The sequence below is a fragment of the Methylocystis heyeri genome, assembly GCF_004802635.2.
Taxonomy (GTDB): Bacteria; Pseudomonadota; Alphaproteobacteria; order Rhizobiales; family Beijerinckiaceae; genus Methylocystis; species Methylocystis heyeri.
The window spans coordinates 372862-391043 of the sequence record NZ_CP046052.1 but is presented as its reverse complement, the minus strand read 5'-3'; the positions used below and the strand labels follow the sequence as shown (position 1 = coordinate 391043).

Sequence of the window (18182 nt, the reverse complement as noted above, 5' to 3'; positions counted from 1 at the left end):
TCTCCCAAGAGCCGCCCTGGCCAAGACAAGCCCGGCCACGGCGGCTCTGAAGACTTCGAAATATCCGCACGCGGTAGCTGCCACGGGGAAGGAACAGCCCGCGCCCGGTTATCCACCCGCTGGGCCGAATCCCGGGCTGATTTTCACTTCTTCAGGGGTTTCGGCTTCGGCGCCTTGGCTTCGGCTTTTTGCGCAGGCTTGGAAGCAAGCGGGCATTGGGTCGTGGGTTTGAAAGTCACGGTCAAAACCCCGCACGTCACATCCACCTGCTTCGAGTTTGGATCGGATGGCGAACTTCCCCCGCTCGTCCCATTGGGGCTGGCCGTATTCGTGGGGGAGGAAGACGATTGTTTTGCTTTCGCCGCAGAAGCCAGAATGCTGACGAGCGCCGATTCTGGAGTGCCCGCCGCAGCATAGGCGCCGCTGCCCAGTTGATAAAACATTAACCACCGCAGCAGACTGCCTCAAAAACGCCACATTTTGAAAAATTGTTCACGCAGGCAAGGGTTTTTCCCGCCTTCAACAGCCTTCCTACCAAGGAGTTTGTCTCAAAAGCGCCAGAGCTGATCGCCCAGGCCCCAATCGCCCGCAGCGCGTCACACATTTCCTGCGCGGACCAATATTGAGGCGCGCCTTTTGGAAGGCGGCGTTGCCTAAAACATGCTGGGTCTTCGAGAAACAGCGCGCACAATCAGTGCGTTCAAGCGCGGGCGCCGGGTTTCCCGCAACTCGCGCGCAAACCGGTCCGATAGCCCCGCCAACCCAGCCGCTGCATCAAAATGCGATAATCCGCATCATTTTGCGGCAGCCTGCACAATTCGAATGACACAGCCCAGATTTTGTCATATTGTGCGCTCGCCATGTAGATTGGGTAACGTTCGAACGCCAAAGTCGAGCGATTTACCGCCCAGCTACGGTCCAAGTCAGGGAGGACGCCGGTTTTAAGCGACCGCAAAGGTTCCTGCACGAACCTGCGGTAGTGGCATCAGGGGCGCTAAGACCTCGAGCCACTCACGTCACGACCGGTTAAGGACGGGTAGCAAAGAGTGGGGAGAGGCGAGTCGCCGTCCCCGCTCTTTGTGTTTGTAGGGCTACGATAGAGACCTCCACTCATCTGATAGATAAACACGATGCTCCCTCGGGGCATCATGCGCAATGCGTCAGAACGCCACAAGAATCATAGCGAAAACGCCGAATTTCCGGGTCCGATGCACTTTTCTTGCTTCGCCGCTCCGGCGCTTGACGCAACCGACAACCGTTCCTAGGTTCCAGACCGATGCATGAGGAACTTTCCAGATGACCACCCATAAAATTACCGACGCCAGCTTCGAGTCAGACGTGTTGAAAGCGACGGTGCCGGTCGTCGTAGACTTCTGGGCCGAATGGTGCGGCCCGTGCCGCCTTATCGCGCCCGCGTTGGAGGAAATCGCCGCCGAGCTCGGCGACAAGGTGAAGGTGGTCAAGCTGAATATCGACGAGAATCCGAACGTCGCTGGCAAGCTCGGAATCCGTTCGATTCCCACCCTCATCGTGTTCAAAGACGGCAAGGCGGCGGCGCAGAAGGTCGGCGCTGCGCCGAAGGGCGAGCTGATGCGGTGGATTTCCTCCGCGCTGTGAAGCCAGGAAGGCGCAAGATTTTCCATCGCCAGCGCCCCAACGCGCTGGCGATGCTGTTTTTGAACCGCGACTGGAGGTCGCTCGGCGAGTGAGCTCCCAGCTTCGCAGCAACGGTCTGCGATCTTTTCCTGGATTTGAAGAGTAAGCCCCCCGCAAACCAGGGGCTTCAACGCGCTTGAGAGCGTTCGGTTTAAACGCGTTCGAACGCACTCCAAATCTCATTGACGGAGCATGTTCTTTTCCAAAAACCGCTTCGCACTTTTTGGGAACATGCTCTAAAAAGGGAGCCGCCACCGATGAGGCGGTGGCCTCCCTTTGGATTTGAAAAGCCTCGCATCGCACCAGCGTTCATGGCTCGCCTCGGATACGATCGCGACGCGGGCTTCCATGTGGTCCTTTTTGCCGGCCTCATCCCAGCCGATAAACCAAGGTTCCGGGGATCAAGCGAAAACCTTACTGACAACCTGCAGCAGCCAACCAATCGGATAGAGCGCCTCTATTCGTATATTGCCCGTCAGATCCCAGAGTATATACAGAGTTGGATGTCGTAGCGGGAATATTGCCGGAAGCCAGATTGCCGGAAGAAACTCCGACGTATATCTGATCATGTTGGTAGTATATATAGGTATAAGGCCATTTATATTTAGGCGTCGTCAATCGATCATACCACCGAGACGGCGGAGAGACGAAATTAGGCCCGGCCCAACTGAAAAAGCATTGAAAAACGCCTTCGACAGCCATAGCGGACGGGATGCTGGCGGCAAATTGGGTCGGCGTCTCACCTGTAGCTTTCAGGCCAATGAAACCATTTGCTGCATCGTAAAAATAAGTGAACCCCTGCAAAAAGCGAACGGTAGCGTTCAAAAAAGACGCGCCGTTGCGCTCGACCGACACAGCGTACGGCGAAACGGGATTGCCGTTTTGAGCCCCGTTATTCGGGCCGACAGTATATTGGAATGAAGCTACCGGCGAAGTTCCATTCGAAAAAGAAACCCTGACACTGGTTCCGCTGACGGCGCAACTGGGCGGCGTCGACCCATTGCATTCGGCGCCTGTGGGCCCCGTTCCTACTTGCGGCGTCACTCCTATGGGTGGGGTCAAGAAACCTGTCGTAACGCCGGTATCGAACAATATGCCGGCGCTTCCCGAGGTTCCGTTGACCGTGATCGTTCCCCGCGCATGCTGCCAATCGGTCAGCACATTTGCAGATGCAGGGGCAATTTGCCATTGGGCGGCGTTCGGCGCCAATAGCGGCTCCAGTTTGATCAGGCTAAAACCTTGCGTATTGCTTGACGTCAGGCCGATCTGCACACCTTGCGTCGATAAAATATAACCAGGAGAAGGCACTGAAGTCTCCCCTGTTACACTGGTTACATTCAAAAAAGCGTTCTTATCAGGCGTTCCTTGAGGCTGTCCTGCCCCTCCAGAAAAACCAATACCAAAATAATGCGTATCAGCTGCAGCAGGAAGGTTATTTGGATCGCAAATTCTTGAATCCGGCAGGCAAGAAACCTTGGTTACCGCCATAACAGGCACCGTCGAACTCGCAACAACGGTGTTCGAAGCGCCGTATAAGTTAATCGTAGTCTCATACCAATCGCCGGTGAATTGAAAACCGCTGCTGGTGAGCGTTTCGCTCCCGGGACCAACAAAACTCGGATCCAATGTCCCGTTTGTCGGCGGAGTGAAATAAGAACTTCCTACGATAATTCCTGTTGAACCGGTGTCCATCGTGACAATGAACGTCGGGTGAACGTCGGTAGCATTGGGACTGTTGAACCCGACCGTGATTTGAGGGCTGACATATTTTGACGGATCTCCGACCTGGGTTGCGTTCGCAAACGGAACCCAAACGCTCGGACCGCTCGGATAAGGCGGCCCGCCGTCGGCTCTCGCGGTCAAGGAATGAACCGCGCTTACCGACAAAATAACTGCATGAACGATGGTGCGTGAAATAGTGGTCATTTTATCCTCCACTAACTGCGCTTCGCGCCGTTATCAAAGGGGGCGTCATAAACTAGGATTTCGCCGTACAGCGCCGCTCCGCCTGGAAATTTCCTTGAGTTTTGAATTGTTGACAAGACGGCGCCGTAACGCAGGGTCCGCTCCGCCGATCCTGGCGAAGCGCCTTCAAATCGGCGACGGCTTTTTCCGGCTCCGCCTTCCCCCGCCCGAAAAAGCCCGCCGCGCCTTCGAGCGGCGGACTCTTTTACGTCGGAACAGGGCGCCGGTGAACGTCGAAGCGCTGAGCCAGTTCGGTCCTACGCCGCCTCGAAAGCCTCGTCGCGCGCGAAGTCGAGACCGCGGAATATCGCGCAACGCCGGAAGGCGTCCATATCCGCTTTCACCTGCTTCTGATGGCAGAATTTCGCGACGAGCTTCGCCAAGCCCTTGATGTCGCGTCCGCTCGCCTGCGGAAAGGCCGAGACCAGCTCGTTTATGAGCGAATGCGACAGTTCTAGATCGAACTGCTCCGACATGACGCTCCAGATGCGCCGCCGCGCTTCCGCGTCCGGCGGATAATATTTGATCAGCGCTATGCAGCGGGAGACGATCGCCTCGTCGATGTCGTCGACGCGATTGGTCGTCAGGAACAGCAGGCCGTTGAAATATTCCAGAACGCGCAGGAACACGCCGACGACCGCATTCATGGCGATATTGTCGTCGCGCCGCTTGATATAGACGTCCGCTTCGTCGATCAGCATGACCGCGCCCCAGCGCTGGGCGCGGGTGAGAATATCTTTCAGCGCCGTCTCCATGGTCGACACATTCAGCCCGAGCTGGCCGGAATGAACGCGATACAGAGGGCGCTGGATGATTTCCGAATAGACTTCCGCCGTCAGGGTTTTGCCGACGCCGGGCGGCCCGGCGCAGAGCACCGTGGTCCCGCCGGATTTCCCGGCCACGATATCATCCATCAGCACATCCATCTCGGCGGTCAGAATGTCGATGAGATCGGTCTGCTCGGGAGGCAGCACCAGCTTCTTCTTGAGCTCGGGCTGATAGCGGTAAAGCGCCAGTTCGTCGACATGCACCCAGACATGGTGATGCAGATCGAGGTGAAACATCAGTATGTACGGATGCACGGGGACTCGTATGAAGAGGTCCTTGGGCAGCTCGCCCGCGAGCTCGGCGACCTCGTCTTCAGCCGCGAAACGGTTGCTCTTCGAGGCCTTGCGCAGGAAGTGCCCAAGCACGTCGCCGGGGGTCTCCAGAGTGAGGCTGCGGGCTGAGAGAATCGCCTCGTCGTTCACCAGCCGGGCGTCGCCGCCGCTGGTCGAAAGCACCACCACATCCTTTCGCGCCCAGTCGGTGTCGCGATGGGACGCGTTGGGGTCCTCGGCATGGAAGCCCGTGCCCTTCCCGGTGAACTGGCCGCCGTAGCGCCCGCGCCAGTCGAAATAGATTTCCGATGCGGCGTCGAAGGCTTCGAGCAGCGCCGGCGTCTCCCGCAGATAGCCTTTCCCGGCCAGTATCTCGCTGATGGTGCGCCCGGCGATGTCGCCCGCCACGATGCGTATGGCGCTGCTCTGCAGCACGCCCTTGGCGTTGGCCTTGAGTTCGATCAGAATCTTGCCGGCCTCGTCGTTCGACGCCGGCACGTAATCGAAGCGCGTGATGACATAAGGAAGAGGCTTGCTCGCGATGCTCGCGGTGAACAGCCAGCCCCGGATGGCGTTCGCGGCGAGATGCCTGACCAGCGCTGGAAAGGCGTCCTCGAGCTCGCCCGCCGCATATCTTTTTTCGCCGGCCAGCAACGCCGCGCGCAGGGTCGAAAGCTGGGCGGCCTTGGCCCGCATGTCCGGTCCCGCCAGACGATAGCGCTCCTCCAGGAAATCCAGCTCCTGCGCAGAAAGATGCGCAAAATCGACCTCGATGCGATCGCTGAACCGCAACTGATCGGCCAACCCCGAATGAGCGGGGAATTTTTCGATCAGCGCTTCCACATGCGCCCGTTCGATTTGAATGTTCATCGCCGCATCCGTCTTTCTCGAGGATAAGGTGGCAAAGTCAGAATGCGCGCGTCCTCGACCGCTGCGCCCACGGTGAAATGGTAGACATCCTGAAAGGCGCTCTGTTCGGGGCCGAGGCCGAGCAGCCCGTGGACCTCGTCGTCGAAGAAGCAGCCTATGCCGGTTCCCGAAAATCCATGGGCGGCGGCGCCGAGATACAACGCCTGGCCGATGAGCCCGGCCTCCCAATGCAGGCGGCGGTATCCGAAGCCGCCCTCGGCCGTGACGACGGCGTCGAAATCGGAGATCATCGCCAGGCTGAAACACCCCTTCCCGCCAATGGGCTGCAGGCAGGAAAGCCGCGTCCCCTCTCGCTCGACGCTTCCCGATTGCAATCGGATCAGGGACAGACCGCCGAAATCGACCGGCGCGCGCTGGAGAGACGGAGAACCGGCGGCGAGCAGCCGATCGCCCAGAGAGGCGTTGCGGGGATAGAGATATAGTCCGGGCTCGAGCCCTTCGACCCGGTGCACGAACAACAGCAGAGCGAGCGCCGGCGTCCAGGGAAAGGCGGAGAGCAACGGCGCGGCTCCCGGAGCGGTCGCGGCGAGCATCGCGCAGAAGGCGTCCTTGGGAAGGATGGAAGTTCCGTCGAAGCGCTGGGCGCTCCGACGCGTGCGAACCACATCCGCGATGGAACGGGCGCCCGCCTCCGGAGCCGCAGACGGGCCAGCCGGCGGCTGGATCAGCGGCCGGCTGCGCGGCTTGCGGCAAAGCCTGAACGCGAGATCCACCAGCGGCCAGCCGTCATGGTCCTCGCTGAGCCGGTTGGCCTCGCCGAACCATTGCCTCCCGGCGGCCGCAAGGGATTCTATTTCGGGAAGGCTCGCGGAACTCTCGCCGGTTTCCACCCATGCCAGAAGCTCGGGATGTTCCGGCTCGCGTCGATGTGCGGCGTCGGCGCGAGCAAGGCCCAATAGCGCGCTTATCTCGTCGTCCGAGGGATAAGAGAGCGCGCGCAGGCGCCACCCCAGCGCAGCCGCGCTCTGGGCCGCAGCGCCCATGGCGTGGCCGGCGTCGAGCTGGCAATAGCGAAAGGCGCGCTCGCCATATTTCCAGGCCTCACGCCAGGGGATCGAGGTCAGGCCGAGAAGAAAGCCGCCCGAAGGCGCCGCCGCCGCGCCGTCGAAAGCCGCCCGCGTCTCCAGCGCGTGCTCCTGCGGCGCGTAATGATAGACCGCAGGGCGATCCGAAACGCCCTCGACGGCGTTCATTACGATCCAGCTTTCGGTGGGATGCAGATTGCCGCTCGAAGGATTGTTGCGCAGCGCCCAGGTCGAGCCCTCCACGCTTTTCCACGCGCTGAGGCCGAAGGCGAGTTCGAAGAAAAGGCCCAGCGAGTCGGCGTCGAGCTTTTCCGGCCTTTGCGCCGGCCCCGGAAAGGACGGACCGCCGTCGCCGTCCGAAAGCGGCAGCTCCAAAAGCGGCGCGCCTTCAAACCGACGGTAAGGCGAGGGCTGCGAGGTCCAATCCAGAAAAGCCGGACCGAGGGCGTAGCGGTTGGGCGCATGTTTGGTGCGCTGGTGATAGCCGCGGATATCCTGCGGCAGTCCATCATTGTCCTGATTGGTCATGATTGCTGCGGGCTCATCGATAGCCCTCCTCCGCCAGCACCTGCCGCACCGCGGGGCGCGTGCGCATCAGCTGGTAGTGAGCGAGGCAATTTGGAGGAAGCGGGATGCCGGTCTTGTCGGCCCAGAACGCGACATAGAACAGGGCGGGATCGGCTATGGAGAAATCCCCCGCCACATAGCCGCTGGCGGGAATGCGGACGTCGAGCTCCGCGAAGGCCTCGGCGACGATCTTGCGGCCCTCATTCCGGATCTCTTCGACGCCGGCGCGTTTCGAGACATATCGTTCGGGCGTGAACACGCGGCGGAATCCTTCGCCGTGAATGTGTCGCGTGCAAAAGCCGAGCGTCTCGAACGCCATTTCGGCAGCCTTGGGGTCGGAAGGCGCCAGCTTGCGGCGTGGATAGGCTTCCGCCAGCCATGTCGCGATCGACACGAAATCCGTCAGGGCGGAGCCGTCGTCGCGAACCAGTGTCGGTATTGTTCCATTGGGGTTGATGGCGAGATATTCGGGCTTGAGGTGATCTCCTTTGGGGAGATTGACGATATAAGCCTCGAAAACCAGGCCGATTTCCTCGAGCAGTATATGTATGCCCGTCGAGCATGATCCCGGGGCCATGTAGAACTTCATCCGCCGCGCCTCGTCCTTTGATGAAACGAGGCCTGGGTGGCAATTCGGGCGCCAGATAAGCACATTAATATGCGCCGGCGTTTCGCGCGGGCGACGCGCGCCCGGCGTTGCTACGCCCGCCGCGTCCTTTTTTGCATCGCACAATGGCGCCCCAAGCAGAACGAATATTGCGGCATGTTGTATTTTTACAACAGGCGCGGCTTTAGCCCAAAAATGAAATATAAGCACCTGCATAGAAAGCATATTTGATTTTTAAAGAAGCAGGATATTCATCAGTTTCTACGATGGTTGATTGATACTAATCAAGTTCACCCGAATGTTGCTTTTTTCCGCCCTTTTTCGATCACATCGTCCCGTTAGCGCAAGCTGTGCGACGGCCTTCTCGGTCGAGCGCGCCGGAACATTCCGGCCTTACGCCAAAGGGGAGAAGCCTGATGATCAAAAAGACTTTCGCATTCGCAGCTCTACTGGCGTCGACATTCCCTGCGCATTCGGAAATATGGACCGGAAAGGCTTCCTACTATGGACTGAAAGGCCGGACAGCCAGCGGCAGCCGCGTCGGCGGCTTCACCGCCGCCCATCGCAGCCTGCCATTCGGTTCGAAGGCCCGGGTCACCAATCTGCACAACAACCGCTCTGTGGTGGTGACGATCAACGACCGTGGACCTTTCACCGGCGGACGCATCATCGATGTTTCGACCTCGGCGGCCGATCACCTCGGCTTTCGTTCGGCCGGTGTCGCCAAGGTGCGGGTCGAAGCGCTGCGTTGACGAGAACGCCGCCGGCGCCGAGCGGATTCTCTCGAAAGTCTGCAAACTTTCTCGGATTCGCGCGACGCCCCGGCATGGCCGCCGCCGGGCAAAATGCTAACAATAGGTTGAAATGAAGAACAGTTTTGATTGCGCGGGCTTAGGTAAATCTTAAAGCGACCCCGCTATAAAGACGCTACCTCGTGTTGAGTATGTGAGTAGCGATATGACAGAGACGTATCGTCCGCGCGCCAAGTATGTCATCGGCCCCGATGGCAGTCCCCTGACCATCGCCGACCTGCCTCCGGTCACGACGCGGCGCTGGGTCATTCGCCGGAAGGCGGAGGTAGTCGCCGCCGTTCGGGGCGGACTTCTTTCCCTGGATGAAGCCTGCAGTCGCTATACTTTGACGGTCGATGAGTTTCTGAGCTGGCAGATGTCGATAGACCAGCATGGACTCGCCGGTTTGCGCACCACGCGGCTGCAACAATACCGCGCCTGAACCGTCTGTTTTCCCCTGTGCAAAGCCGGCTCCTTCGCCAGGGGTCGGCTTTTGCCGTTTGGTCTTTGAAGCCGGCCATGGCGGTGAGCCGCCATCTCGACTGAACAGTTTTCGCGTGATTGCGAGCGCAGGGAAGATCCAGGGCCGCGACAGTCTTTCTCGGTCCCTGCGCTCCGCACGACGACAGCGCGAAGCTCATTCAATCCGCCCGAAACTTCGGGCGCTGCATTTAGGGCCTGTTGAGAATCAGGATTCCCATTTTGGTGGAAGGATGATTCAAGCTCCGAAAGGAGTTTGCAATGCCCCGATTCTGTCTGACGGACGGCCAATGGTCGAAGCTGGAGCCCTTTTGTCTTGGCAAGCCCTCCGATCCCGGCCGGACCGGGAGCGATGGGCGATTGTTTTTAGAGGCGATCTTGTGGATTGCGCGCACGGGCAGCCCCTGGCGCGATCTGCCTCCCGCCTTCGGCAAGTGGAACACCGTGTTCAAACGCTTTCGCGATTGGGTGAAGGCCGATGTGTTCAAGCGGATGTTTGACGCCGTGTCGGACGATCCAGACATGGAATACGCCATGATCGACGCCACCATCGTCAAGGTCCACCGCCATGGACAGGGCGCAAAAGGGGGACTCAGGGCCAGGCCATAGGCAAATCCAAAGGCGGCTGGACCACCAAAATCCTCGCGCTCACCGACGCGCTCGGCAATTTGGTCCGCTTCGTTCTGCTGCCGGGGCAACGCTTCGACACGGTCGGCGTCGCGCCTTTGATCGAGGGCGTCGAATTTGGCGCGCTGCTCGCCGACAAGGCCTTCGACAGCGACTGGATCGTCGCCGAACTGAACGAGCGCGGCGCGCAAATCGTCATCTCCCAACATCCAAGACGAAACGCGCCTCTCGCCATCGACATCGAGCTTTACAAAGCCCGTCACCTCATCGAAAACTTCTTCGGCAAACTCAAGGAGTTCAAGCGGATCGCCCTGCGCGCCGACAAAACCGATCAAAGCTTCACAGCCATGATCCGCCTCGCCGCCGCGCTCATCAATTCGCGATGAATCTCAACAAGCCCTAGAGCGCGTTCGTTTTAAACGCAGTCGAGCGCGCGCCAGATCTCAGTGACGGTGCATGTTCTTTTCCAAAAGCCGTTTCGACTTTTCGGGAACATGCTCCAGAGGCGGAACGCGCGTTCTACCGCGAAACCCCTGTCGGCTTTCGCCGCGACGCGCCTAATCCACTTCTTCCTTTCGCATCGCAGCGTCGGCCCGACGCGCGTCCCGCATGACCTGGGCCAGTCTTCCCCGCTCGAAAACCACGACGACGACGAGGGCGATGAGCAGCGGGATGATGAGGTAGAAAAGCCGCCATACCAGCAGAGCCGCCAGGACTTTGACCCGGGCGACGTCGGGCATCAGCTTGATGAAGAGCAGTTCGAACACCCCGAGCCCGCCCGGAGCATGGGATACCAGCGCGGCCGAGAAGGACAGGATGAAGGCGCCCAGCACGACCAGATAGCCGGGATTTCCCTGCTCCGGCAGCGCGAAATAAATGATGCTGGCCGAACCGATCAGCTCCAGCGGCGCCGCGAAAAGCTGCTGCTTCATGACCTCGGGGCGCGGATACAGGACTTCCAGGCTGCCGATTTTCAGCGGCTTGAAATGCATCAGCGAGCCGATGATGTAGAGCGCGACCCCGCCGAGGCAGGCAAGGCCGACAGCGCGCGCTGCGTGCGGATGGGTGAACACATCGGGCAGGAAGCCCGAAAGCCTCTGCATCAAATCCGGGTCGTAGGTCAGCAGCAATCCGCCGAGGAGCACATTGCCGAAGCCGAAGGTGTAGGAGCACAGCACGACCAGAACGGCCACCTGGGCCGCGGTCAGCCCCTTGGTGGAATAGGCGCGGTACCGAACCATCGCGCCCGAAAACACGCTCGCGCCGATATTGTGGGAGAGCGCATAGGTGGTGAAGGAGCACAGCGAAATAAACACCCAGGAAATGTGTTTTACGCCCAAGTGCAGCAGCGCGATACGGTCGTACCAGGCGAGCGCTATATAGGCGAGCAGAGAGCCCGCGCCCGCCAGGAGGTAGTTCTGCACGGATATCGACCGCAGCGCGGACCAGACCTCGGAGCCGACGGATTCGCCCCGGAACTCGTGATAGAGCAGATAAAACGAGCCCACGACCGCGCAAAGGCCGAGCGCCGGCCAGAGATATTCGAGTTTCTTTTTCATGCGGCCAACCAGGTTTAGGCGCCAGCTCGCAAGCGTGGATCAGGCTGGCCGGGAGATGCGGCTTTCCCTCGCACAGCGCGGCCTCCCTCGCAAGCCCCTTGCGGAAATTGCGCGTTCGACTAGGTTTCCGCTCGCGTCTCTCCAGAGGCCGCGCTTTAGGGCGCGGCTCATCCAAGGTTCGTGGAGCTTCCGCGACAAGGACGCGCGCTTTGGTCTTCGGCGATTTTCATCGTCGCTCGAGGCGCCCCATGCGGGCGCAAGGACGGCAGGAACGGCAGGCATGAATATCGCGCGACGCATTCGCGGACTCATTCTCTCTCCCAAGGAAGAATGGGAGATCATCGAGGCCGAGGATAAGAGCGTTCTCGATCTCTATCGCGAATACATCGTTTATCTCGCGTTGATTCCGCCCTTCGCCAGCTGTCTCAGCGCGTATTTTTTCGGCGTTCCGCGGGCGGCCGCGCATGGCGTGGAGCAAATTTCGCTCACAGGCGGACTGGTGCGCGCCGGTTTCCAGTATCTGCTCAGCCTGCCGATGCTTTATCTGGTGGCCTTCGTCATTTCGATGATCGCCCCCTATTTCGACGGCAAGACGGACGACAAGCGGGCGCTCACGCTCGCCGCCTATTCCTACACGCCCGCATGGCTGGCTTCCGCCTTCGGCCTCATTCCCGGGCTGCGATGGGTCGACATCGTGGGCTTTTACGGCCTTTATGTCTTTTATTACGGCCTGCCGCGCATGATGAAATGCCCCAGGGACCACGCGGACGTCCTGTCCTTGACTGTTCTGGTGCTTTCGGTCGCGACCAGCGCGCTTCACGCCTGGATCGTCCGCCTCGCGGTTCCGTGGACGGCGTTTACGAATTAGAGCGTTTCCAGCCGAAGTGGACGCCGGTTCGGCGTGGGAAACGCGTCAAAACAGAAATTTTTGAATGTTTTCATGTTTTTAATGAAACATGAAAACACTCTAACTGCGGTTTTGGCTCCAGCGGTCGGCGGCCTCGTCGTCGCAGGCCTTGGCCTCGACCCAGTCTCCCGGACGACCGTCGGCGCGGTGCTCCTTCTTCCAGAAAGGGGCGCGTGTTTTAAGAAAATCCATCAGGAATTCGGCCGCCTGGAAGGCTTCGCCGCGATGGCTCGCCGCGACGACGACCAGGACGATCTTTTCTCCCGGCCGGATCAGGCCGTAGCGGTGGATGATGGTCAGTCCCTGCAAGGGCCAGCGGGCGAGCGCCTCGCCGGCGACCGCCGCTATCTCCTGCTCCGCCATGCCGGGATAATGTTCGAGCTCGAGCGCATCGAGCGTTCCGGCCTCGTCGCGGCACAATCCGGTAAAGGAGACGAGGGCGCCGATGTCGCGCCGCCCTTCGATCAGCAAGGCTTCTTCGCGCGCTGCATCGAAAGGTTCGGACGTCACGCGCACTTCAGGCGCGGGCATTTTCATCCCCCCGTCATGGGCGGGAAAAAAGCCACCTCCCGCGCGGCGGAGATCGGCGAATCCGGGCGCGCATGAGCCTTGTCGATGGCGGCCCTGATGGTTTTCGAATTGGCGAAAGCCGCCGCATAGCCTTCGCCGCGGCCGGCCAGCCAGTCGATGAGCTGCGCGACCGTGGCCACTTCGGCCGGCGGGTCGATGTCTTCCTCGGTAACCCCGATTCTCTCGCGCACCGAGGCGAAATAGACCGCGCGCATCACTCCTCGTCCCCGAAATGCGGCCATCCGGCGATCAGATAGTCGGCGGCGGTATAGAGCGTGAGCACGGCCGCGATCCACAGCAGCACGGCGCCGATGGCGACGGTTCCCGGCAATACGACTTCACCGGCGGGACCGGCGATATAAAAGCCCAGCGCAAACATCTGCACGGTGGTCTTCCATTTCGCGACGGCGCTCACCGGCAAGGGCACCTTGAGGTCGGCGAGATATTCGCGCAGGCCGGAAACCAGGATCTCGCGGCACAGGATGATGATCGCGGCCCAGATGGTCCAGCCCGTAAGGGTCTGGTTGGCCGAGACGGCGAGGAGCGTGGTGGCGACCAGCAGCTTATCCGCGATGGGGTCGAGCATCTGCCCAAGGGGCGACTGCTGTTTCCATATCCTGGCCAGATAGCCGTCGAAGAAGTCGGTTATGCAGGCGACCGTGAAGACGCCGAGCGCAGCCCAGCGCATCCAATGCTCCTGCGGCCATTGCAAAAGCAGAGCGACGACAGGGACCGCCACTAACCTGCCGTAAGTGAGCAGGTTCGGCAGGGCGAGAGCGTGGCGCATGCGCCGTCTGGGAAAAGCCGTCTCGGACATGAGAAAAGGGAATAGGTCCGCCCCCGGCTTTGTCAATAGTAGAATAACTTTACCGCAGCGACCGGGATGGACCGAACAGGCGCGCGAGCCCCGGCGCGAAGGGGATAAAGACCGCGGCGAGACGCAAAAACGCGCGCCGGCCCAGCCGCCCCATGGCGGCTGGGCGGCGTGGCTCACCACAGCTTCAGGAACGAAAACGGACCCGGCTTCGCGGCCTTGGCGTCGAGGTTGCGGAGTTCCTCATAGGCCTGCCGCGCATTGGCGCGAAGCTCGAGCAGTTTCTCGTCCGGAACGGAAAAATCGATCACGGCTTCGCGGATCTCGCGACGGGCCGCGTCCAGCCGGTCCTGGGCAAAAGTTACAATGGCGTTGGCAGTCATGGTTTCTCCCAGAAAAAGGGCGCGTCGCGCATGGCCAGCCAGCCGGCCGCGCGCCCGAATGGTCGCTCACGCCCCTGCGGCATAAGCGCGCGCAAGAGCGTCAGATCGGGGAACGCTTAAACCAATTCCGCCGGCAATGAAACGGCCCGCAGCCGACGAGGCCGCAGGCCGCGCGGATTTTCGGCAAGGCTACGTATTTACCGTAAGCCATGGGTTAATCGAAGGTTTCACCACCCGCCGAAAAGCGCGGCGAAAGGGAAGGCCGCGACATCGGCCGCAGCCGCCACCGGCGCGGCGAGATCCCAGCCATACTGACGATCGGATGGATAGCTGTATCCGTATCCATGGACGGGAGTGCAGGTTCCGCAGGCGGTATAATGCCGATAGCGCCAATGCCGGACATAAGGCCTGCCGCAATAGGAGCGGTAATAGACCGGCGTCGTCGGGGAATCGGGCGCAATTTTCTCTGCGCTCAAGACGGTGATCGGCCCAGCGACCGCGGCGTCGGAGAAACTCGTCGCCGCCAGCGCCGTCAAGGCGACCGCGGCGAGGCCCGCAACTGAGAGCTTGCGCATTTCCACACTCCCTGAAGCGTCGCCGAAGCGGACCGAACCTACCCGTTCGAGACGCGTGATCCAGCAACCCGATCGCGAGTGAGAACGGCTGCGGCGACGTGAAGGAGCCAAACCGATGTCGTTTCACTTCAGTTCGAACAATCGCGCAACGCCTGATTGCGCGCAACCCCACCTAGCGCAGGCGCCGGAGTTTTGTAGCGACTGCTTTTCCCGGCGCAGTGGGGCCGAATGAACGCATTGCCTCAAAAGCTTGTAGATAAAGCGAATTCCAATTGGAGGCCTCGGAGGGAATCGAACCCCCGTACAAGGATTTGCAGTCCTCTGCGTAGCCACTCCGCCACGAGGCCTCTCGCCGAGTCGACGCCGACGCAGCGCCAGCGGCTATACAGGAGCCTTCGTCCGGGAGCAAGGCTGTCCGCGCGCCAAAATCCAATCACCCGCCGGCGCGCGGCGCGAGGCCCCGCCCGGACGCGGGTTCGCTCCGGTAAAATAAAAAAAGCCAAGCCTTTGCCGGCGCGCGACGCCCCCTTTTTGCAGGCGCGTCACCAAGCCCGATTTGACACCGGCGGCTCGCTTGACCATTTTCCCGGCCGGTCGCCTCCGCGGGCTCCGCTCCTGGCGGAACTTTTATTGCGGCTGGAGGCGAACCTCTGAGGATGGGCTGAAATGAACGTCGTCATTGTCGAATCGGCGACCAAGGCTGAAACGATCAATAAATATCTCGGCCGGGATTACAGCGTGATCGCCTGCTACGGCCACGTCCGCGACCTTCCGCCGAAGGACGGGTCGGTCGATCCCGAAGACGACTTCGCCATGATCTGGGAGATGGACGCCAAGGGCGCCAAGCGCGTGGCGGCGATCGCGGAACAGGTGAAAAAGGCCGACAGGGTCATCCTGGCGACCGACCCGGATCGCGAAGGCGAGGCCATCTCCTGGCATCTGCTCGACATATTGAACAAGAAGCGCGCCTTGAAGGACAAGGCCATCGAGCGCGTCGTGTTCAACGCCGTCACCAAGGACGCCATCAAGGAGGCGATGGCCCATCCCCGCCAGATCGACCAGGCCCTGGTCGACGCCTATCTCGCGCGCCGGGCGCTGGATTATCTGGTCGGCTTCACCCTGTCTCCCGTGCTCTGGCGCAAGCTCCCCGGCGCGCGCTCGGCCGGCCGCGTCCAATCGGTGGCGCTGCGGCTGGTCTGCGACCGCGAGCTGGAGATCGAGAAATTCATCGCGCGCGAATATTGGTCGTTGGTCGCGCATCTGAAGACGCGGGCCGGAGAGCCCTTCACCGCCCGCCTCGTCGGCGCCGACGGCAAGAAGATCGCCCGCCTCGACATCGGCCAGGGCGAGGAGGCGCAGGCGTTCAAGAAGGCGCTCGACGCTGCGGGTTTCACCGTCCGCTCCGTGGAATCGAAGCCGGTGAAGCGCCATCCTTACGCGCCTTTCACCACCTCCACGCTGCAGCAGGAAGCCTCCCGCAAGCTCGGCCTCGCGCCCGCTCAAACCATGCGCATCGCGCAGCGCCTCTATGAAGGCGTGAACATCGGCGGCGAAACCGCCGGCCTCATCACCTATATGCGAACCGACGGCGTCGACATGGCTCCCGAGGCCGTGGCCAGCGTCCGCCGGGTGATCGCCAAGGAATATGGCGACCGCTTCGTCCCCAACGCCCCGCGCAAATACACGGCCAAGGCCAAGAACGCCCAGGAAGCCCATGAGGCGATCCGCCCCACCGACGCCTCCCGCCTGCCCAAGCATATCGCCAAATACCTCGAGGCCGATCAGGCGAGGCTCTATGAGCTGATCTGGGTGCGCACGATCGCGAGCCAGATGGAATCGGCCGAGCTCGAACGCACCACGGTCGAGATCGAGGCGAAGGCGGGTTCGCGCATTCTCGATTTGCGCGCCACCGGGCAGGTGGTGAGATTCGCCGGCTTCCTGGAGGTCTATCAGGAGGGGCGCGACGACGAGGCCGACGAGGACAGCGCCCGTCTTCCGGCGATGGCGGAAGGCGAGCCGGTCACAAAAGACAAGATCGACGCCACGCAGCATTTCACCGAGCCGCCGCCGCGCTTTACCGAGGCGACCCTGGTCAAGCGCATGGAGGAGCTCGGGATCGGTCGTCCCTCGACCTATGCCTCGACCCTCGCCGTGCTGCGCGAGCGAGACTATGTCCGGCTCGACAAGAAGCGCCTCGTGCCTGAAGACAAGGGCCGGCTGGTGGTGGCCTTTCTCGAGGCCTTCTTCACCCGCTACGTCGAATTCGACTTCACCGCCGATCTCGAGGAACAGCTCGACCGCGTCTCCAACAACGAGATCGACTGGAAGGCGGTTCTGCGGGATTTCTGGAAGGATTTCTCCGCCGCCGTCGACGGCACCAAGGAGTTGCGCACCACCCAGGTGCTCGACAGCCTGAACGACCTCCTGGGCCCGCATATTTTCCCGACCAAGGCCGACGGCGGCGACCCGCGCGCCTGCCCCTCCTGCTCCAACGGCAAGCTTTCGCTCAAGCTGGGGAAATACGGCGCCTTCATCGGCTGCTCGAATTATCCCGAGTGCCGCTATACCCGCACGCTGTCGCCGCCGACCGGCGACGCCGCCGAAAGCGCCCGCCCCGGCGTTAAAGTTCTGGGCCAGGACCCCGAAACCGGCGCGGAAATCACGCTGCGCGAGGGCCGTTTCGGGGCCTATGTGCAGGAAGGCGAACAGGAAGACGGCAACGAAAAGCCCCGGCGCTCCTCGCTGCCCAAGAACATCAAACCGGACGACCTCACGCTGCAGCAGGCGATCGCGCTCTTGTCGCTTCCCCGCGAGGTCGCCAAGCACCCGACCACGGGAGTGCCCATCGTCGCGGGTCTCGGCCGCTTCGGCCCCTATGTCCAGCACGGGAAGACCTACGCCAATATCGGCCGCGACGAAGACGTGCTCACGATCGGGGGCAATCGCGCGATCGATCTCATCATCGAGAAGGAATCGGGCGGCGGCGGCTCGCGCTTCGGACGCACGAGCGATCCGGGACGGGCGCTGGGAGATCACCCCGAGGGCGGCGCCGTCTCGGTGAAATCCGGGCGCTTCGGCCCCTATGTGAGCTGGGGCAAGGTCAACGCGACCCTGCCGAAAGGAACCGACGCCGCCTCCGTCACTCTGGAGCAGGCGATCGAAATGCTGGCGGCCAAAGCCGCGGGCGGCGGTGGCTCGGCGGGGGGCAAATCGCTGGGCGAGCACCCTGAGGGCGGCGCCATAACGGTCCGGGCCGGACGCTTCGGCCCCTATGTCAATCACGGCAAGGTCAACGCCACGCTGCCCAAGGGCATGACCATCGACGAGGTGACGCTCGACGAAGCGATCCGCCTCATCGAGGAAAAGGGCGGGCCGGTGAAGAAGAAAGCGCCGGCCAAAAAGAAGCCCGCCGCGAAGGCCGCCGCCAAGCCCAAAAAGGCGATCGAAGATAGCGACGAGACGCCCTTCGACGACGCAAAACCGATCAAGAAAGCGGCGACGAAAAAGGCTCCCGCCAAAAAAACGGCGACGAAAAAGGCGGCGGGGGGGTAGCTCCGCCGCGAAGAACAATCGGAGACTTTTCGTTCAAGCGAAAAGTCTCCCAAATTCCTTGTTCAAAGTGTTTT

General features: G+C 61.4%; 17 protein-coding genes and 1 tRNA gene. 6 read left to right on the top strand and 12 right to left on the bottom strand.

Going from position 1 to position 18182, the window contains the following annotated elements; genetic code table 11:
* Window positions 1-143: 143 nt before the first annotated feature.
* A complete protein-coding gene (locus H2LOC_RS01700) occupies window positions 144-443 on the bottom strand; it encodes a hypothetical protein (protein WP_154331539.1) in 300 nt (99 codons plus the stop codon).
* Between the two features lie 853 nt (window positions 444-1296).
* Between H2LOC_RS01700 and trxA the strand changes: the two genes are divergently transcribed.
* Complete coding sequence (trxA, locus tag H2LOC_RS01695; RefSeq protein WP_136494813.1) at window positions 1297-1617, top strand: thioredoxin; 321 nt, start codon at window positions 1297-1299, stop codon at window positions 1615-1617.
* A 453-nt stretch (window positions 1618-2070) separates the two neighbouring features.
* Here the strand turns inward: trxA and H2LOC_RS01690 are convergent, their stop codons facing one another.
* The 4 genes from H2LOC_RS01690 to H2LOC_RS01675 form a co-directional block, all read right to left on the bottom strand.
* Window positions 2071-3582 (bottom strand): hypothetical protein, encoded by a 1512-nt coding sequence (locus H2LOC_RS01690; protein ID WP_136494812.1) that lies wholly within the window; start codon window positions 3580-3582, stop codon window positions 2071-2073.
* A gap of 296 nt (window positions 3583-3878) precedes the next feature.
* Window positions 3879-5591 (bottom strand): AAA family ATPase, encoded by a 1713-nt coding sequence (locus tag H2LOC_RS01685; protein ID WP_136494811.1) that lies wholly within the window; start codon window positions 5589-5591, stop codon window positions 3879-3881.
* Window positions 5588-7204, bottom strand: coding sequence for a SagB/ThcOx family dehydrogenase (locus tag H2LOC_RS01680; RefSeq protein WP_136494810.1), 1617 nt, complete (start codon window positions 7202-7204; stop codon window positions 5588-5590). Before H2LOC_RS01680 ends, H2LOC_RS01685 begins: the two co-directional genes overlap by 4 nt.
* Before the next feature lie 13 nt (window positions 7205-7217).
* Entirely contained in the window at window positions 7218-7832 is a 615-nt protein-coding gene (locus tag H2LOC_RS01675; RefSeq protein ID WP_136494809.1) for a glutathione S-transferase family protein, read from the bottom strand.
* A gap of 434 nt (window positions 7833-8266) precedes the next feature.
* Between H2LOC_RS01675 and H2LOC_RS01670 the strand changes: the two genes are divergently transcribed.
* From H2LOC_RS01670 to H2LOC_RS01660, 3 genes are all read left to right on the top strand, one after another.
* A complete protein-coding gene (locus H2LOC_RS01670; protein ID WP_136494808.1) occupies window positions 8267-8602 on the top strand; it encodes a septal ring lytic transglycosylase RlpA family protein in 336 nt (111 codons plus the stop codon).
* A 205-nt stretch (window positions 8603-8807) separates the two neighbouring features.
* Window positions 8808-9083 (top strand): CtrA inhibitor SciP, encoded by a 276-nt coding sequence (sciP, locus tag H2LOC_RS01665; RefSeq protein WP_136494807.1) that lies wholly within the window; start codon window positions 8808-8810, stop codon window positions 9081-9083.
* Between the two features lie 299 nt (window positions 9084-9382).
* A protein-coding gene (locus tag H2LOC_RS01660; protein ID WP_202620455.1) for an IS5 family transposase occupies window positions 9383-10134 on the top strand; the annotation gives its coding sequence in 2 pieces (ribosomal slippage) (window positions 9383-9713 and window positions 9713-10134; 753 coding nt in all).
* Window positions 10135-10305: 171 nt separating this feature from the next.
* Here the strand turns inward: H2LOC_RS01660 and H2LOC_RS01655 are convergent.
* Window positions 10306-11307 (bottom strand): putative bifunctional lysylphosphatidylglycerol flippase/synthetase, encoded by a 1002-nt coding sequence (locus H2LOC_RS01655; RefSeq protein WP_136494806.1) that lies wholly within the window; start codon window positions 11305-11307, stop codon window positions 10306-10308.
* Window positions 11308-11587: 280 nt separating this feature from the next.
* Between H2LOC_RS01655 and H2LOC_RS01650 the strand changes: the two genes are divergently transcribed.
* A complete protein-coding gene (locus H2LOC_RS01650; RefSeq protein ID WP_136494805.1) occupies window positions 11588-12175 on the top strand; it encodes a Yip1 family protein in 588 nt (195 codons plus the stop codon).
* A gap of 99 nt (window positions 12176-12274) precedes the next feature.
* On the opposite strand, the gene H2LOC_RS01645 is transcribed toward H2LOC_RS01650, so the two are convergent.
* The 6 genes from H2LOC_RS01645 to H2LOC_RS01620 all read right to left on the bottom strand — a co-directional run bounded on the left by H2LOC_RS01645 (window position 12275) and on the right by H2LOC_RS01620 (window position 14903).
* On the bottom strand, window positions 12275-12745 hold the full coding sequence (locus tag H2LOC_RS01645; protein ID WP_136494804.1) for a molybdenum cofactor biosynthesis protein MoaE: 471 nt from the start codon (window positions 12743-12745) through the stop codon (window positions 12275-12277).
* A gap of 2 nt (window positions 12746-12747) precedes the next feature.
* Window positions 12748-12999 (bottom strand): molybdopterin converting factor subunit 1, encoded by a 252-nt coding sequence (moaD, locus tag H2LOC_RS01640; protein WP_136494803.1) that lies wholly within the window; start codon window positions 12997-12999, stop codon window positions 12748-12750.
* The gene (pgsA, locus tag H2LOC_RS01635; protein WP_136494802.1) at window positions 12999-13601 is read right to left on the bottom strand and encodes a CDP-diacylglycerol--glycerol-3-phosphate 3-phosphatidyltransferase; all 603 of its coding nucleotides are present in this window, start codon (window positions 13599-13601) and stop codon (window positions 12999-13001) included. Before pgsA ends, moaD begins: the two co-directional genes overlap by 1 nt.
* Before the next feature lie 173 nt (window positions 13602-13774).
* A complete protein-coding gene (locus H2LOC_RS01630; RefSeq protein WP_136494801.1) occupies window positions 13775-13981 on the bottom strand; it encodes a hypothetical protein in 207 nt (68 codons plus the stop codon).
* Window positions 13982-14208: 227 nt separating this feature from the next.
* Window positions 14209-14556, bottom strand: a complete 348-nt coding sequence (locus H2LOC_RS01625; RefSeq protein ID WP_136494800.1) for a hypothetical protein — start codon at window positions 14554-14556, stop codon at window positions 14209-14211.
* A 273-nt stretch (window positions 14557-14829) separates the two neighbouring features.
* Window positions 14830-14903 (bottom strand) — tRNA-Cys (locus H2LOC_RS01620).
* Between the two features lie 319 nt (window positions 14904-15222).
* Here H2LOC_RS01620 and topA point away from each other — a divergent pair.
* Window positions 15223-18108, top strand: a complete 2886-nt coding sequence (gene topA / locus H2LOC_RS01615) for a type I DNA topoisomerase (RefSeq protein ID WP_136494799.1) — start codon at window positions 15223-15225, stop codon at window positions 18106-18108.
* Window positions 18109-18182: the final 74 nt, after the last annotated feature.

What these genes read in the sequence shown, in the direction of transcription:
- H2LOC_RS01700 (WP_154331539.1), bottom strand. Translation starts at nt 443, where the DNA reads ATGTTTTATCAACTGGGCAGCGGCGCCTATGCTGCGGCGGGCACTCCA.
- trxA (WP_136494813.1), top strand. Translation starts at nt 1,297, where the DNA reads ATGACCACCCATAAAATTACCGACGCCAGCTTCGAGTCAGACGTGTTG.
- H2LOC_RS01690 (WP_136494812.1), bottom strand. Translation starts at nt 3,582, where the DNA reads ATGACCACTATTTCACGCACCATCGTTCATGCAGTTATTTTGTCGGTA.
- H2LOC_RS01685 (WP_136494811.1), bottom strand. Translation starts at nt 5,591, where the DNA reads ATGAACATTCAAATCGAACGGGCGCATGTGGAAGCGCTGATCGAAAAA.
- H2LOC_RS01680 (WP_136494810.1), bottom strand. Translation starts at nt 7,204, where the DNA reads ATGACCAATCAGGACAATGATGGACTGCCGCAGGATATCCGCGGCTAT.
- H2LOC_RS01675 (WP_136494809.1), bottom strand. Translation starts at nt 7,832, where the DNA reads ATGAAGTTCTACATGGCCCCGGGATCATGCTCGACGGGCATACATATA.
- H2LOC_RS01670 (WP_136494808.1), top strand. Translation starts at nt 8,267, where the DNA reads ATGATCAAAAAGACTTTCGCATTCGCAGCTCTACTGGCGTCGACATTC.
- sciP (WP_136494807.1), top strand. Translation starts at nt 8,808, where the DNA reads ATGACAGAGACGTATCGTCCGCGCGCCAAGTATGTCATCGGCCCCGAT.
- H2LOC_RS01655 (WP_136494806.1), bottom strand. Translation starts at nt 11,307, where the DNA reads ATGAAAAAGAAACTCGAATATCTCTGGCCGGCGCTCGGCCTTTGCGCG.
- H2LOC_RS01650 (WP_136494805.1), top strand. Translation starts at nt 11,588, where the DNA reads ATGAATATCGCGCGACGCATTCGCGGACTCATTCTCTCTCCCAAGGAA.
- H2LOC_RS01645 (WP_136494804.1), bottom strand. Translation starts at nt 12,745, where the DNA reads ATGCCCGCGCCTGAAGTGCGCGTGACGTCCGAACCTTTCGATGCAGCG.
- moaD (WP_136494803.1), bottom strand. Translation starts at nt 12,999, where the DNA reads ATGCGCGCGGTCTATTTCGCCTCGGTGCGCGAGAGAATCGGGGTTACC.
- pgsA (WP_136494802.1), bottom strand. Translation starts at nt 13,601, where the DNA reads ATGTCCGAGACGGCTTTTCCCAGACGGCGCATGCGCCACGCTCTCGCC.
- H2LOC_RS01630 (WP_136494801.1), bottom strand. Translation starts at nt 13,981, where the DNA reads ATGACTGCCAACGCCATTGTAACTTTTGCCCAGGACCGGCTGGACGCG.
- H2LOC_RS01625 (WP_136494800.1), bottom strand. Translation starts at nt 14,556, where the DNA reads ATGCGCAAGCTCTCAGTTGCGGGCCTCGCCGCGGTCGCCTTGACGGCG.
- topA (WP_136494799.1), top strand. Translation starts at nt 15,223, where the DNA reads ATGAACGTCGTCATTGTCGAATCGGCGACCAAGGCTGAAACGATCAAT.